Origin of the sequence: Herbidospora cretacea (genome assembly GCF_001570605.1) — a bacterium.
Lineage (GTDB): Bacteria > Actinomycetota > Actinomycetes > Streptosporangiales > Streptosporangiaceae > Herbidospora > Herbidospora cretacea.
In genome coordinates this window covers 162,051-178,090 of sequence record NZ_BBXG01000005.1, presented here as the reverse complement: position 1 = coordinate 178,090, position 16,040 = coordinate 162,051, and the positions used below count along the sequence as shown (strand labels likewise).

At 69.5% G+C, this 16,040-nt stretch carries 11 protein-coding genes; 6 read left to right on the top strand and 5 right to left on the bottom strand.

Features of this window, described 5'->3' with window-relative positions; genetic code table 11:
• Positions 1–278: 278 nt before the first annotated feature.
• A complete protein-coding gene (locus AW270_RS11810) occupies positions 279–4,571 on the top strand; it encodes a discoidin domain-containing protein (protein ID WP_061293855.1) in 4,293 nt (1,430 codons plus the stop codon).
• Positions 4,572–4,642: 71 nt separating this feature from the next.
• On the opposite strand, the gene AW270_RS11805 is transcribed toward AW270_RS11810, so the two are convergent.
• Positions 4,643–5,467: a DUF4253 domain-containing protein gene (locus AW270_RS11805; RefSeq protein WP_061294225.1), complete on the bottom strand. Its 825-nt coding sequence runs from the start codon at positions 5,465–5,467 to the stop codon at positions 4,643–4,645.
• A gap of 46 nt (positions 5,468–5,513) precedes the next feature.
• Here AW270_RS11805 and AW270_RS11800 point away from each other — a divergent pair, with 46 nt between their 5' ends.
• Complete coding sequence (locus tag AW270_RS11800) at positions 5,514–7,370, top strand: WD40 repeat domain-containing serine/threonine protein kinase (RefSeq protein WP_157521852.1); 1,857 nt, start codon at positions 5,514–5,516, stop codon at positions 7,368–7,370.
• Here AW270_RS11800 and AW270_RS11795 read toward each other — a convergent pair.
• From AW270_RS11795 to AW270_RS11785, 3 genes are read right to left on the bottom strand one after another with little or no spacing between them, the layout of a single operon-like run.
• Positions 7,314–7,991 (bottom strand): class F sortase, encoded by a 678-nt coding sequence (locus AW270_RS11795; RefSeq protein WP_063819179.1) that lies wholly within the window; start codon positions 7,989–7,991, stop codon positions 7,314–7,316. The two genes, AW270_RS11800 and AW270_RS11795, sit on opposite strands and share 57 nt — an antisense overlap.
• Positions 7,992–8,007: 16 nt before the next feature.
• Positions 8,008–8,826, bottom strand: a complete 819-nt coding sequence (locus AW270_RS11790; protein ID WP_063819178.1) for a DUF4397 domain-containing protein — start codon at positions 8,824–8,826, stop codon at positions 8,008–8,010.
• Positions 8,827–8,836: 10 nt separating this feature from the next.
• Positions 8,837–9,697 (bottom strand): hypothetical protein, encoded by an 861-nt coding sequence (locus AW270_RS11785; protein ID WP_061293847.1) that lies wholly within the window; start codon positions 9,695–9,697, stop codon positions 8,837–8,839.
• Positions 9,698–9,809: 112 nt separating this feature from the next.
• Between AW270_RS11785 and AW270_RS11780 the strand changes: the two genes are divergently transcribed.
• The 3 genes from AW270_RS11780 to AW270_RS11770 all read left to right on the top strand — a co-directional run bounded on the left by AW270_RS11780 (position 9,810) and on the right by AW270_RS11770 (position 13,096).
• Complete coding sequence (locus AW270_RS11780; protein WP_061293845.1) at positions 9,810–10,586, top strand: hypothetical protein; 777 nt, start codon at positions 9,810–9,812, stop codon at positions 10,584–10,586.
• Positions 10,587–10,658: 72 nt separating this feature from the next.
• Positions 10,659–11,858, top strand: coding sequence for an FxsB family cyclophane-forming radical SAM/SPASM peptide maturase (locus AW270_RS11775; protein ID WP_061293843.1), 1,200 nt, complete (start codon positions 10,659–10,661; stop codon positions 11,856–11,858).
• Between the two features lie 71 nt (positions 11,859–11,929).
• Complete coding sequence (locus tag AW270_RS11770; RefSeq protein ID WP_061293840.1) at positions 11,930–13,096, top strand: HEXXH motif domain-containing protein; 1,167 nt, start codon at positions 11,930–11,932, stop codon at positions 13,094–13,096.
• Here AW270_RS11770 and fxsT read toward each other — a convergent pair.
• Positions 13,065–15,551 (bottom strand): FxSxx-COOH system tetratricopeptide repeat protein, encoded by a 2,487-nt coding sequence (gene fxsT / locus AW270_RS11765; protein WP_061293839.1) that lies wholly within the window; start codon positions 15,549–15,551, stop codon positions 13,065–13,067. The two genes, AW270_RS11770 and fxsT, sit on opposite strands and share 32 nt — an antisense overlap.
• A gap of 254 nt (positions 15,552–15,805) precedes the next feature.
• Between fxsT and AW270_RS39490 the strand changes: the two genes are divergently transcribed.
• On the top strand, positions 15,806–15,949 hold the full coding sequence (locus AW270_RS39490; RefSeq protein ID WP_169807297.1) for a hypothetical protein: 144 nt from the start codon (positions 15,806–15,808) through the stop codon (positions 15,947–15,949).
• Positions 15,950–16,040: the final 91 nt, after the last annotated feature.

Sequence of the window (16,040 nt, the reverse complement as noted above, 5' to 3'; positions counted from 1 at the left end):
ACACCGGGCGCCAGGGAACACGATGCTCAGGCCGGCTTGTGGGTGACTTGTGGGCTACTGAAGATCCAGTGGGCGGCCCATAAGCCCTTATCAGGGCAGGTTTTTCTGACCGTTGACGTCCTCTTAGCACACTTGTAACATTCGACCATCACTGCGCAAGAATCTTGCAAAGTGATGTTTGATTCCTATCTTTTCCTCGCAACTTCAGGGATGCACAGCGTCCGTGCTCCTGTACCCCCCGACCCCTGTAGTGCCATGCCGAGAGATAGAAGAAGGCGATGACGAGAAAGCACGGACCGTTACGGCTGCTGGCGGCTTTTGTCGCGGCAGTCCTCGTCGTGACCGTGGGGCCCCTGCAGCCGGTTTCCGCAGCCGGCGGCCCCAACCTCGCGGCCGGTAAGGCCACCTCCGCGAGCAGCACGAACTCCCCCTACCCCTCCTCCAACGTGGCCGACGGCAACCAGGACTCCTACTGGGAGAGCTCCGGCGGCACCTTCCCGCAGTGGGTCCAGGTCGACCTGGGCAGCGCCCAGAACATCGACCAGGTCGTGCTGAAGCTCCCGGCCGCCTGGGGCGCCCGGACCCAGACCCTCTCGGTGCAGGGCAGCCTCAACAACAGCAGCTGGTCGACGATCGTCGGCTCGGCCGGGCAGAACTTCACCCCCGGCAGCGCCAACACGGTCACCCTGAACTTCGGCGCCACCAGCACCCGGTACGTCCGCGTGAACATCACCGCGAACACCGGCTGGGCGTCGGCGCAGCTCTCCGCCCTGGAGGTCTACGGCGTCACCAGCTCCTCGGGCAACCTCGCCCTGGGCCGCACCCTGACCGCCAGCAGCGTCTCGCAGAACTACGTCGCCGCCAACGCGGCCGACGGCAACGCGAGCAGCTACTGGGAGAGCGTCAACAACGTCTTCCCCGAGTGGCTCCAGGTCGACCTCGGCTCCTCGGTCGGCGTCAACCGCGTGGTGCTGAAGCTGCCGCCGGACTCGGCCTGGCAGACCCGCACGCAGACCCTCGAGGTCCAGGGCAGCGCCAACGGTTCGAGCTTCTCCACGCTCGTGCCCTCCGCCGGGTACACGTTCAACCCGTCGACCGGCAACACGGTGACGATCAACTTCGGCTCCGCCGCGACCACCCGTTACGTGCGGCTGAACATCACCGCCAACACGGGCTGGGCCGCCGGTCAGGTCTCCGAGTTCGAGGTGTACGGCCCCGGCGGCTCCACCGACACCCAGGCGCCCAGCGCCCCCGGCAACCTGGTCTACACTGAGCCCGCCTCCGGCCAGATCCGGCTCGCGTGGAACGCCTCCACCGACAACGTCGGCGTCACCGGCTACGACGTCTACCGCGGCGGCCAGCTCATCGCGAGCGTGGCGGGCAACGTGCTGACGTACACCGACAGCCAGCCCGCGACCGCGACGGTGACCTACTTCGTCCGCGCGAAGGACGCCGCGAGCAACGTCTCCGGCAACTCCAACTCGGTCACCCGCACCGGCCAGTCGACCGGTGACACCCAGGCGCCGACCACCCCCGGCAACCTGGCCTACACCGAGCCCGGCTCCGGCCAGATCCGCCTCACCTGGACGGCCTCCACCGACAACGTCGCCGTCACCGGCTACGACATCATCCGCAACGGCTCGGCCGCGGGCAGCGTCTCCGGCTCCACGCTCGTCTTCACCGACACCCAGCCGGCCACCGCCACGGTGACCTACCTGGTGCGGGCGCGCGACGCCGCCGGCAACGTCTCGGGTGACAGCAACTCGGTCACCCGCACCGGCACCAGCCAGCCCGGCACCAACCTCGCCACCGGCAAGGAGATGGTCGAGTCGGGCCACGTCCACACGTTCGTCGCGGCCAACGCCAACGACAACAACCTGGACACCTACTGGGAGGGCGCGTCGGGCACCTGGCCGAGCCAGCTGACCGTCAAGCTCGGCGCCAACGCCAACATCACCTCCGTCGTGCTGAAGCTCAACCCCTCCTCCGCGTGGGGCGCGCGCACCCAGAACATCCAGGTCCTGGGACGTGAGCAGTCGGCCACCACCTACACCAACCTGGTCTCGGCGGCCAACTACACGTTCAACCCGAGCTCGCAGAACACCGTCACCATCCCGGTGACCGCGACCACGGCCGACGTGCGGATCAGCATCAACAGCAACACCGGGGCCCCCGGCGGCCAGATCGCCGAGTTCCAGGTGTTCGGCACCGCCGCGCCCAACCCCGACCTGGTCGTCACCTCGGCCACCTGGTCGCCGTCCTCGCCGGTCGAGACCGACTCCATCACGCTGTCGGCGATCGTCCGCAACAACGGCTCCGCCGCCGCCCCGGCGTCGTCGGTGAACCTCTACCTCGACACCACCCGCGTCGCCACCGTCGCCGTCCCGGCCCTGGCCGCCGGCGCGCAGACCACGGTGACGAGCGGCATCGGCGCCAGGAACGCCGCCTCCTACTCGGTGAACGCCAAGGTCGACGAGGCAGGCGCGATCATCGAGCAGAACGACGGCAACAACTCCTACGTCAACACCACGGCCCTGGTGGTCCGCCCCGTCGACAGCTCCGACCTGGTCGCCTCGCCGGTGGCCTGGACCCCGAGCAACCCGTCGGGCGGCCAGACCGTCAACTTCAGCGTCGGCATCAAGAACCAGGGCACCGTCGCGTCGGCGAGCGGCTCCCACGGCATCACCCTGACTGTCCTGAACGACTCGGGCACCGTGGTCCGCACGCTGACCGGCTCTTACTCGGGTGTCATCGCCGCCGGCGCGACCACCTCGCCGATCAGCCTCGGCACCTGGACCGCCGCCAACGGCCGATTCACCGTCCGCGTCGTGCTCGCCGACGACGGCAACGAGCTGCCGGTCAAGCGGGCCAACAACACCACCAACAACTCGCTCTTCGTGGGCCGCGGCGCGAACATGCCGTACGACCACCTGGAGGCCGAGGACGCCGTCCGCGGCGGCGGCGCCGGCGTGGTCGGCCCGAACCGCATCATCGGCGACCTGGGCGGTGAGGCCAGCGGCCGCCGCGCCGTCACCCTCAACACCACCGGCGCCTACGTCGAGTTCACCACCCGGGCCCAGACCAACACCCTGGTCACCCGCTTCTCGATCCCCGACGCGCCCGGCGGCGGCGGCATCAACGAGGAACTCAACGTCTACGTCAACGGCGCCTTCCACAAGGCCATCAACCTGACGTCCAAGTACATGTGGCAGTACGGCAACGAGGCGAGCCCCAACAACTCGCCCGGCTCCGGCGGCCCCCGCCACATCTACGACGAGGCCAACATCTTCCTCGACGGCTCGTTCCCGGCCGGCACGAAGATCAAGCTCCAGAAGGACGCCGCCAACGCGACCAACTACGCGATCGACTTCATCAACACCGAGCAGGTCGCCCCGATCGCCAACCCCGACCCGGCGAAGTACGTCGTGCCGACCGGCTTCACCCAGTCGGCCGTCACCGCCGCGCTCGACAAGGCCCGCATGGAGAGCGGCTGGGAGGGCGTCTACCTGCCCGCCGGCGACTACCAGGTGGCCAGCAAGGTCAACGTGTACGGCAAGGCCATCAAGGTCGTCGGCGCCGGACCCTGGTACACCCGGTTCTACGCCCCGACCAGCCAGGAGAACTCCGACATCGGCTTCGACGTCCAGTCGTCGGCGAACGGCACCTCCTTCAGCGGGTTCGCGGTGTTCGGCAACTACACCTCCCGCAACGACGGCCCCGGCAAGGTGTGGAACCTGACCGGCATCAGCAACATCTCGATCGACAACATGTGGATCGAGCACCAGATGGTCATGGTCTGGGGCACCAACGTCAGCAACCTGCTGCTGACCAACAGCCGCGTCCGCAACATGTACGCCGACGGCCTGAACCTGACCAACAACAGCAAGAACAACACGGTCAGGAACATCGACGCCCGCTCCACGGGTGACGACGCCTTCGCCCTGTTCAACGCGATCGACATCGTCCAGGGCGACAACACGGGCAACCTCTGGGAGAACCTCTCGGTGACCACCCCGTGGCGCGCGGCCGGCCTGGCGGTCTACGGCGGCCAGAACAACACGTTCCGGAACATCTACATCGCCGACACGCTCTGCTACTCGGGCATCACGGTCTCCTCGCTCGACTTCGGCTACCAGTTCAAGGGCTTCGGCACCCAGCCGACGACCCTGGAGAACATCTCGATCATCCGGTCGGGCGGCCACTTCTGGGGCGCGCAGACCTTCCCGGGCATCTGGATGTTCTCGGCCTCCAAGGAGTTCCAGGGCATCCGGATCAACAACGTGGACATCGTCGACCCGACGTACTCGGGAATCATGTTCCAGACCAAGTACAACGGCGCGGCGGAGTACCCCCACACCGACACCGTCTTCAACAACGTCTCGATCTCCGGCGCGCAGAAGAGCGGCGACGCCTTCGACGCGAAGTCGGGCTTCGGCATCTGGGTCAACGAGATGCCCGAGCAGGGTCAGGGCCCGGCGGTCGGTTCGGCCACCTTCAACAACCTGACCTTCAGCAACAACTTCCAGAACATCAAGAACACGACGTCGACGTTCACCCTGAACATCAACTAGTCCCTCACTGAGCGGGCGCTGCCGCCGGAAGGCCAACCTCCGGCGGCAGCGCCTTTTCTCATCCCACAGGTCTAGTCCCACCAGAACGACCAGGCGTTCCGCCCCATGATCTGCTCGGCGTAGTCGACGAGGGTGCCCGGCCCCTGCACGATGCTGTCCGGGCAGAACGTCCAGTGTTCGGCGGCCACGTGCACGGCGTGGAGCTCGGTGGTCGGCGGGGCGGCCACGCTCAGGTCGAGGGTGTTGAAGCCGACCCCGACCACCCGGGCCCCGAACCGGTCCTCCCACGAGCGGATGACGGCCGCCATCGGCACCGCCCACTCGTTGTGGTTGACCGCGCCCTGCCAGCCCATGACCGCCAGCGCGTCGGCGCCGCGCGAGGCCGCGACCAGGCCGAGGGGGGTGCCGTTGCGGGCCAGCTCCCGCGCGTACCAGTCGGCCACCACGTCGGGATGCGCGACGGGGACCCCGGGTTCGGCCAGACCGGGGGAGACCGGCCCGAAGGGCTCCAGATTGCCGATCTGGTCGTGGGAGGCGCTCTCGACCCAGTCGGCCCACACCTCGTCCATGAAGGCCTGAGCGTGGAACAGGTTGATGCGGTCGGCGTCGTCGGGCGCGATCTGGCCGACCGACCAGGGCTGCACCGACTCCTCCAGCAGCAGCGGCCACAGCCCCGACGTGGGGTGCTCGGCGCGTAACTCCGACCACAGCTCGCCCGACACGGGGTCGTCGCTCAGCCAGAAGGCGGGCCGCCGGTGGGGGCGCCCGCGCTCGAAGGTCGGGTCGGGCCAGACGGTCACGCCGGGGGGCAACTCCACGGTGAGCTCGCGCCGCACGCCGTCGTCGGCGAACAGCTCGCGTAGCTCGGGCGGTAGCAGCCCCTTCCTAACCGGCACGGCGAAAGAATAGTTCACACGTTGTTCGTACGGTTATCGTGTGGTCATGCCGGTTCCCCGACCTCTGCGGCCGGGCGACCCCCGGCAGGTCGGAAGCTACACCCTGAACGGCCTCATCGGCGAAGGCGGCCAGGGCACCGTCTTCCACGGTCACACCGAGAAGGGCGAGTCCGTCGCCGTCAAGGTCCTGCACGCCCGCGTCTTCAGCAGGCGCGACTTCCACAACGAGGTCGCCGCCGCCCGCAGGGTCGCCCAGTTCTGCACCGCCCGCGTCATCGACGCCGACGTCACCGGCGAGCGGCCCTTCATCGTCAGCGAATACGTCGACGGTGAGTCGCTGGAGGCCCTGGTCAGGCGCGAGGGCCCGCGCGACGCCGGTTCCCTCGACCGCCTGGCCGTCGGCACGGCCGCCGCGCTGGCCGCCATCCACAAGGCGGGCATCGTCCACCGCGACTTCAAACCGGCCAACATCCTGCTCGGCGCCGACGGCCCCCGCGTCATCGACTTCGGCATCGCCCAGGTCGTCGACGCCGCCGGGACCGAGGCCAGCCGCGTGCAGGGCACCCCCGCCTACATGTCCCCGGAACAGCTCGCGGGCCGCCGCCCGGGGCCGCCGTCCGACGTCTTCTCGTGGGGCGTCACGATGACCTTCGCGGCCACCGGCCGCCCCGCGTTCGGCAACGACAGCATCCCGGCGGTGATGAACCGCATCATCACCCGCGAGCCCGACCTGTCGTACGTGCCCTCCCGCTTGCGCGACGTCCTGGCCTCGGCCCTGGCCAAGGACCCCGCCGACCGCCCGACCGCGGCCGACCTGCTCGTGGCGCTCGTCCACGCCCACGACGAGGGCCACCAGGCCGAGGAACGTTCCGGCCGCCGCCGCTGGGTGCTGGTCGGCGCCGCCGCCCTGCTGGTGGGGGCGGGGGCGATCTCCTTCCTGCCGGAGCCCGCGCCCCGGCCCGTCGTCACGGTCGCCCCGATGAGCCTGCCCGTCGACGCAGGCTTCGGGCAGCCGGTCGGCGCGCCCTTCGGCGGCCACAAGGGAGAGGTCCTGTCGGTCGCCGCCGGAACACTCGACTCCCGGCCGGTGGTCGTCTCGGCCGGCCGCGACGGGACCACCCGCCTGTCCGACCTGACAACCGGGGCCGCGATCGGCCGGGCGCGCCCGGTGGACGCGCTCAGCATCTCGTCGGTGACCGTGGCGCGGGACATGGTGGTCTGCGGCGGTTACGGCGCCGGAGTGTGGCTCTCCGACCTGAAGTCGGGCCGCGCGATCCCCTTCAGGGCGAAGCCGGGCGACGTGCTGGCCCTCGGCGTGACCACGCTGGGGGAGCACACCGCCGTGGTCACCACTGGCCCCGAGTCGGTGCGGGTGACCGACCTGGCGTCCGGGCGGACGCTGCTGAAACGCGGCGGCGGCGCGACCGCCGTCGCCTTCACCATCGTCGAGGGCCGCGACGTCGCCGTCACCGCGACCCTCGACGGCCGGGCCGAGGTCTGGGACCTCTCCACCGGCGAGACCGTCGGCGCCCCGTTCCCGCTGCCCGGTGAACTGCTCGCCGTCTCGTCGGTGGACGCCCGCCCGGTGGTGGTCACCGCCGACGGCAACGCCCTGCACGTGTTCGATCTCCAGTCCGGTACGCCCCTGGGCCGCCCCTACAGCGGACACACCGACCGCGTCAGCGCTCTCGCGACGACCGAGCTGAACGGGCGTCCCGTGGCGGTCTCCGGGAGCTGGGACGGCACCGTCAGGGTCTGGGACCTGGTCACCGGTACACCGGTCGGCTCGCCGCTGACGGGCCACCGGGGCTGGGTGACGTCGGTGGCGGTGACGCTGCTCGACGGGTCACCGGTGGTGGTCGCCGGGGGCCGCGACGGAACGGTCCGTTCCTGGCGCCTCTAGCGTGGCGAACACGATGACGTTGTCGGCGTAGTGCCCCCGCGCGTCGTCGAACGCCCCGCCACACGTGATGAGCCGGAGCCGGGCGTCGGGAGAGGCGCCGTAGACCTGACGGGTGGGGAACCGTCTCTTCGCATACGTACGGGTGGCGTCGACCCGGAAGGTGAGCGTCTCGGCCGGGAGCCGCACCAGGATCCGGTGGCCGGGCCTGAGCCTCCCGAGGCCGGCGAACACGCCCGGCCCGGTCGTGGAGTCCAGGTGCCCGGCGATGACGGCGGGCCCCGGGTCGCCGGGACGCACGCCGTCGGCGTACCAGCCCGCGACCTCGGCCTTCTCCGGCGGGATCAGCACGCCGTGGGCGTCGAGCGCGAGCCGCTCCAGCCGGGAGCGGACCCCGATGGCGGGGATGACGACCTCGACGGGCTCGGCGTGCCTCTTCTGCGGCCGGACCTCCGCGACCTGACCGGGCACCGGCCCCCAACCGGCGGCCTCGGCGGCGGCCCGGTCGAGGGTGCCCGGCGCGGGCTGGGTGGTCTCCGCGGCCAGCACGGCCGGGGGAGCGGCGGGCTGGGCCGAGCATCCCGCGATCAGGAGCCCGGCCAGCACCAAGGAGATGTGTCTCATGCCCCGCTCGACGGGTTCACGTCGTTCTGCCGGAGGGTCGGCGGAGCCGTACAAGAAAAGCGGTTCCAGCGAGCACGACCGCGCCCGCGAGAGCGAAGATCCAGACAGGGGCGCCCTGGGGGGCGAGACCGCCCATACCGGTGTCGACCGCGCCTTCCGGGGTCACCCCGGGCGCGGCGGCGTCGGTCAGGGGGAGGAGCTTGAGCCCCCGGTCGCCGTCGAGGACGACGACCGTGTTGGTGGAGCCGGGCGTCAGCCGCAGGTCGGCGGAGGCGCGCTCGTCCCCGGCCTCGGCGGTGATCTTCTGCGTGGCCGCGTCGACCTCGGTGTACTCGGGGGTGTCCGCGAAGCGCAGATCCTCCTCCATGCCTCCGGCGGTGACCGTCACGGTCCGCTCCTTCAGCGACGCGGCGACGACGCGCAGCCCCGCCTTCCCGTCGGGAAGTTCCAGCGAATCGTCGAGAACCTGCAGGCGAATGCTCTCGTACGGCCCCATCCCCGCCACCGTGTACGCCTGCCCGCCCCGCACGCGGACGTTCGCCGACAGCACCGGAGGGGTCGACGCGGCGGCCCCGGCGGGCCGCATGGCGACGGTGTACTGCCCGGCGGTCAGGCTCTGGTAGGGCGAGACCCCGCCGTAGGGCACGGCGTCGAGCACGAGTTTCGGCCGGTCACCGCCGAAGGGATAGAGGTACACGTCCACGGCGGGCGTGTCGGGGGACAGGTGCGCGAGCCGGACGTGCCCGACCTGCGGGGCGGCGTGCGCGGGACTGGCCGTGACGAACATGAGCAGAAGGGCACCGGCGAACAACCGGGCCGCGCGCGGGAGATTCATCGTGCTCCGTCTATGAGGACAACGCGCCGGTGGGGCTCGGCGCTGCGTACCGTATGCGCAGGATTGTTGACGCTGCGTCCACCGGTCGAGCGATCTTCACCTCAATGGGATGAAACCGTGACTGTTGTGCCTCAAGAAACCGGATGATCCCGGAAACCGACGCGTCGGTCGGCTCGCCCCCGTCCACGGAGGAGATCTCCACACTCCGGTACGGCGTCTTCCGCGCGGACGCTCCGCTGTCCCCGAACCCCCGGACATAGAGCGTGTGCGACGCGGCGAGCGCCGCCAGCGACATCAGGATCCGCGCGTCCACCTCCCCCTCGGCGAGCTGCCGGGTCGCCTGCGGCGTGGCCGCCAGCCGCGGATGGGCCACCAGCTCCCGCCCGGCCTCCCGGCGGTCCCGCATGTCACGCTCCAGCGCCTCCGCGAACGTGCCCACTCCTTGCGGGGTGACCCGCACGACCCTGATGTCCCCCACCACGGCCAGCGGCTCGGGCGCGGTGATCGGAGCGAGCCCCGTCCCGAAAAGCGCCTGCAAGGCCGGCGTGACCACGACGACATCGGCGTTGAGCACGTCCTCCTGCCCCCGTAAGGGCAGGAGCCGGGAGGGTTCGACGTCCCGGGCCGCGAGGAGCGCGCACACGGGCGCGTCGCATCCGACGATCCCGGAGACCTGCCGTGCCACCCAGGTGGCCGCCTGTTCCCGCTGCTGCGCGGCGACGTCGACCTGCGTCATCCGCGCCGTGGGCGTCGCGACCTGCTGGACCGCCCGCGAGTTCACGAAGGCCCCCGCCACCAGCAGCCCCGCCGCCGCGAGCGCCAGCCCGCCGGCGGCACGCAACTGCCGCCCAGGAGGCAGGCCGAACAGCACCGGACCCCCTATTAACGTTCGTCCGTTATGCGCCTACGTCACCACAGGACCACGCGCAGTGGCAAGACTCTAGCGGGTGGATTTAAAGCCATAAACGGGCATATGAAAGGTCGTGACGTGGTGGCGACGACTGGTCGGCGACCTCAAGGCCCGCAACCACCTCGACACGTACGCCCTGACCATGGTGGTCTTCACGTTCGCGATCCTGTCGCTGGTCAGCGACGCGCTGGACGACGACCTGCGGTGGGCGGTGCTCCTGTCGGGCGTCGGCCTGCTGATCTACCGCCTGACCCTGGCCCCCGCCGCGACCCCGCCGGCCGACCTGCTGCACGACCGGAGCAGGTTCGAGGACAACCCCCTGACCCCTCTGCTCCGCGACGCCCGCGATGTACGGGTCTTCGCGCCGTCGGCGGTCAACTTCCTGTCGCCCCAGATGTGCGAGCTGCTCCGCAACACCGTACTGGCCCGGCGGAACGGATCCGTCCGGGTCGTGGTCCTCGACTCGGCGGAGACGTCCGCGATAGGCATAGCGGCGCGGCAACTCGACGACTCGCTGGAGTTCCCGATCCAGCGATTGCCGCAGTCCCTCGCCTCGACCGTCGAACGGATGAACCTGATCGCCGGATGGCGGTCCGAGGGGACGTTCGCCTATCGGGTGTTTCCGTACAACCCCGGGTTCTCCCTCGTGCTGGTGGACCCGGACACCCCACACGGGCGGTTGATCGTGGAGTTTCACGGTTTTCACAATCCGTCGACGTCTTCGCGCATGCATCTGGAGTTGGTGGCGGGGCGTGATGAGCGCTGGTATCGGTACTGGATCCAGCAGTTCGACCGGTTGTGGGAGGCGGCGGTCGTCCCGGAAATCTTGACGCGACGGGAAAAGCCGTGAGAGACAATAGTCGCGGAAGTACGTCAGGTCGGCACCGGCAGGGCGAAGGGGACCGCGATCACGTTACCTGAATTGGGACAACGGCCATTTCCGGCTTCCCTCGACGTCGAGGCCCTCCTGGCGAAGGGGTGGAAACCGCATGCCTTCCGCCAGTTCATTCTCAAGATTCACAGCCGTTGCGACCTGGCCTGCCGCCATTGCTATGTCTACGAAATGGCCGACCAGAACTGGCGCAACCAGCCCCGGCGCATGTCCGACGCGATCGCGAAAAAGGTGGCCCTGCGCATCGGCGAACACGCCTCCACCCATGGGCTGACCGAGGTCGACGTCATCCTCCACGGGGGCGAACCGCTGCTGGCCGGTCCCGATTTCATCCGCGACCTGGTCCGCGCGATCCGCCGCGAAATGGACACCGGAAGCGCGGTCAACGTCAGCATCCAGACCAACGGCATGCGCCTCGACGACGACTTCCTGAAGCTGTTCGAGCAGCTCGGCATCCGGGTCGGCATCTCCCTCGACGGCGACGCCGCCGCACACGACCGCCACCGCCTCTTCCGCGACGGCCGGGGCAGCCACGCCCTGGTCAGCGAGGCGATCCGGCGGCTCTCCCGGAGCCGTTACCACGGTCTCTTCAGCGGCCTGCTGTGCACGATCGACGTCCGCAACGACCCCCTGAAGACCTACGACGCGCTGCTGTCCTTCGACCCGCCGGCCGTCGACTTCCTGCTGCCGCACGGCAACTGGTCGACGCCGCCGCCGTTCCGCGACGCGGGCGCGTCGTCGACGCCCTATGCCGACTGGCTCATTCCGATCTTCGACCGCTGGTATCGCACCGCCGAAACCGAGGTCCGGCTTTTCACCGAGATTCTCCGCCTGATAACCGGGCGACCCTCACGCAGCGAATCGATCGGGCTTTCCCCGGCGTTGCTCGCGGTGGTGGAGACCGACGGTTCCATTGAACAGTCCGATATTCTGAAATCCGCGTATCACGGGGCGTCGTCCACTCCCCTGCACGTGTTGCGTGATCCTTTCGACGCCGCCCTGCGGCTCCCTTCACTGGTCGCCCGTCAGATCGGCATGGACGCCCTGTCGCCGGTCTGCCGTGAATGCGACATCGTGGCGGCGTGCGGCGGCGGTCTCTACGCCCACCGCTACGACGAGAATTCCGGATTCCGCAACCCGAGTGTCTACTGCCCGGACCTCTATGCCCTGGTCAGCCACATTCACCGGGTTTTCGCCGAAGACGTCGCGCGGATGAGAGGAAACAGATGAGCGTCCCCCCGCACCGAATCTCCGATGCGGCCTTCTCGGCGCTGGCGTCGGGAGGCGGGGGAGCCCCCGCCATGGACGAACTCCGGGCGGCCCAGTACAGCAGGCACCTCATGCTGCTGAAAGCCGTCGTCGAGACGTTCCCCGCGGTGCCGGTCGCGGCGGAGGCGTTCGCCGTCCTCGCCGACCTGCAGCACGAGGCCGGTGACGCGGTCGAGACGGTGCTGCGCTACCCGGCGGTCGGTGCCTGGGCCGCGCGGTGCCTGCGCGGCACGGCCGACCCGGCCCGGCTCGCCGCGGTCGCCCTGGCCGCGGCCCGGCTCGCCGGCCGTGAGTGCCTTCTTCCGGTGAGGTCGCAGAACGGCTGGGTGACTCTGCCGTCGGTCGGCGGTTTCCCCGCCACGGGCGCGTTCGAGCTGAGAGTCGGCCCCGACGGCGTCCAGGCGGACCGGCGCCCGGTCGACGGATGGCGCTCCCTCGCCCGCATCGCCGCCGGCGCGTTCACCGTCACCGTCGACGACCTCGACCCGCACCGCTGGCCCGACGAGGGCGTCGACCTTCCCCGCCTCGGCCCGTCCGAGCTGGACGTCTGGGAATCCCGGCTCGGTGAGGCCTGGGACGTCCTCGCCGAACGCCACTGGACGGTCCGCGACGAGGTCGCCACCACGGTCAGCGTGCTCACCCCGATCGGCGCGCCCTCCGCGCAGCCGCAGAGCGAATCGTCGCGCGAGGCCTTCGGCGCCATCGCGCTCTCGGCCCCGCCCGACGGCGTGTCCCTCGCGGAGACCTTCGCCCACGAGACCCAGCACGTGAAGCTCTACGCCCTCATGGACATGGTCCCCCTGACGGTTCCGGACTCGGGGGACCGCTACTACGCGCCCTGGCGTCCCGACCCGCGCCCGGCCGGGGGCCTGCTCAACGGCACCTACGCCTACCTCGGGGTGACCGGATTCTGGCGCCGCGAGCGGGAGACGGGGCATCCCCGCGCCGAACGCGAGTTCGCCCAGTGGCGGGAGGCGGCGTACGAGGCGACCCAGGTGCTGCTGGCCGGGAACGCGCTGACGCCCGAAGGCGTGCGGTTCACCGAGGGCATGGCGCGCACCCTGGAGCGGTGGATCGGGGAACCGGTGGACGCGGGTGTCCTCGACGAGGCCCGCCGGGTTCGGTCAGAGCGCCGGCGGGCCTGGGAGGAGCGCAACGAGATGTCGTCTAGAGCGGCTGAGGGTCGAAGTCCGTATTGATCCGCTCGTCGTTGACGGTGGCGAGGGCGTCGGGCTGGCCCATGCCGCCGAGGTCCTGGTAGCGGAGCAGGATCTCCTTCTTCAGGGTGTCGGCTTCGGCCGTGTCGCCGACGGCCCGCAGGTCGAGCGCGAGGTTCGCGGCGCAGGACAGCGTCATGAAGTGGTCGTCGCCGAAGAGGGCGGACAGCCGTTGGTACAGCTCCCGGCCGCCCTTCACGGCCTCTTCGAGCTCGCCGAGCGCCGAGAGGTCGGAATGGAGGTTGATCAGGCAGGTCAGGGTGTAGTCGTGGTCCCATCCGAGCCGGGCCGCCAACGCCTCCGCCGCGCTCTGGTTGATGTCTCTGGCCCGGGCCGCGTCGCCCCGCAACCGGATCAGAACCGCCAGGTTGCTGCTGATCACGTGGGTGAACGGATGGTCGGGGTCGAACACCTCCGGGTAGCGGGGGGTGATCTCCAGCGCCAGGCGGTAGGCCTCGTCGAGGTTCCCCTTCACCCGGTGGGCGTTCGACAGGTTCACGCAGGCCGCCATCGCGTCGGGGTGCTGCTCGCCGAACAGGTGCTTCAACCGGGTGTAGGTCATGTCGGCCAGCTCGAGCGCCTCGTTGATGTCGCCCCGGCGCCGCTGGGCGATCGACAGGTCCTTGGCCGCCACCAGCGTGCCGTGGTTGTCCCGCGACAGCTGCTGGCGGCCGTAGTCGAAGGCCTCCTGCGCGAGGTCGACGGCCATGTCGTAGTCGCCGCACAGGCGCACCGCGCGAGAGAGGGCGCTCCAGGTGCTCAGCACCATGGAGGGGTTCACGCCCTCACGCGCCGTGCTGAGGTCGCGCCACAGCACCTGGTACATGTCGCGGGCGGTGAGGTAGTCGCCGGTCAGTGAATGGTCGATGGCCAGGTTGTGACGGGCGCGGAAGACACCTCTGATGATCTTGACGTCGGTCGCGGGGACGTTGTGGTAGGTCCGCAGCAGCTCGCTGTCCTGTTCCCTGGCCCGCTGGAACTCACCGGCCACCCGCAGCGTGCTTCCGTAGCTGTTGGTCGCCCACAGCGTCTCGGAGTGGTCGGCCCCGAGCTCCCGGCGCATCGCCTCGAGTGTGTCGTGGTCGGTGCTGTACGCCTCGCCGTACTTGCCCATGCCGCGCAGGATGTTGCCGAGGTGCTTGCGGGCCACCAGGACGTCGGGGTGGTCGTCGCGGCCCTCCCGCTCGGTCCATTTGCCGATGAGCTCCTCCACCTGGGAGCGGGCCAGGTCGTAGTTCCCGGCCAGATAGAGGTAGCGCACGGTGTTGAGGGCGAACTCCCGGACGTTCGGGGTGGCGCACTCGGCCAGGGCCGAGTAGCCGATGTGGGGGACGAGGTCCTCGAACTCTTTCCACTTGGTGTTGTCTTCGGGGTCGTCGGGCGCCGAGTGGGCCAGCAGGAGGTGTACCTCGTGGCGGATGTCGTGTTGCTGGGCCGGGGTGAGCTCCTCCCGGAGCAGCGTCTGGATCAGCCGGTGCACCTGGATCGTCCGGGTGGACGAGTCGATCTTCGCGAGGGCGAACCGGCCGAGGCCACTCAGCGCCTTGGTGAGCCGGAACGGGTCGCCGAGGATCGACGCGATGCGCGGGGTCTCGGCCTCGGTGCCCCGGCGGAACACGTCGCGGGGGATCGGTTCGGGCCCGAAGAAGGCGCAGCAGCGCAGGATCTCGATCGCCTCGGGCAGCCGGGTGCGGAGCTGGTGCACCGACAGCTGCCAGGCCGCCGCCATCGACTGGGGGTAGTCGTCGGACTTGCCCAGCCGCATCAGGCCGGTGGTCTGCGACTCGAGCAGCTGGATGTACTCGTCGATGTCCATCGCCGTCTCGAACATGAGAGCGCCCGCCTGCTCCAGGGCGATCGGCAGGTCGCCGAGCTTCTCGGCCAGGACGTCGAGTCGCTCCTCGGGCATCTCCCTGCGGATGCGGTTGGCGAGGAAGACCTTGCTCTCCTCACGGTCGAACACGTCGACCCGCAGGCTCTGGACCTTGCTGCCCCACTGCGGGTTGCGGGAGGTGATGAGGGCGTGCCCCGGCCCCCCGGGGAGGTAGTCGCTCAGCGAGGCGGGATCGACCGCGTTGTCGAAGATGAGCAGCCACTTGCGATAGGGCTCGCCCCGCTCCAGCGCGCGTTTCACCGAACGGGCCGTCTCCTCGATGCCCAGACCGGCGCTGGAGGGCAGGTTCAGGTGGGGGGCCAGCGCGGCGAGGGAGGCCGGCACCAGTTCGCGTTTCTCGGAGGGGATCCAGTAGACGATGTCGTAATGGCGGCGGTAACGCCAGGCGTATTCGATCGCGAGCTGGGTCTTCCCCACACCGCCCTGCCCCTGCAGGGCGTTCGCCTTCGGTTCCAGCACCACCGAGCTCACCTGGGTGATGTTGTCGCGAAGGGCCAGCAGAAGATCCTCGCGGCCGGTGAAGTGAGGATTCTTCGGGGGCACCCGTTCCCAGACCAGTGGTGCCCGATCGGAAGTCGAGTGCGCTGCCTGGGAAAGCTCCACGAGAAACCTCCGCCACTGTCCCACCACGGGAACCTTGGATTATGCCGCAATACTAAAGCTTGATTCACCGCGCCGGTCATCACAGAATCGTAAGGAAGCATGGTGACGTTGCGGGGAGACCTCTTGTCGAGGGGCCGGTCCTTATACCGGGAAAAGGATGCCCGCAACCCGCCCTCAGGGTGCGAGGAGAACACATGCAGGAAAACCAGAACAGTGGGATTCCCAATTACAGCGCATTGTCGCTCGGGGATCTCATGGCCATGAGCGCGCAGCGTCCGGCTCTGGACTGGGTGCTCGCAGAGGGCGAGCCCGTCGCGAGGTTCCAGAGCAGCTATTGACGGACGCCGTCCGTAGGCGTGCAGTCGAGACGGGCCGGCCCACAAGCGATCAGAACCGATATATCGTGCCGGAGAGTGGCCGTGGGCCGGT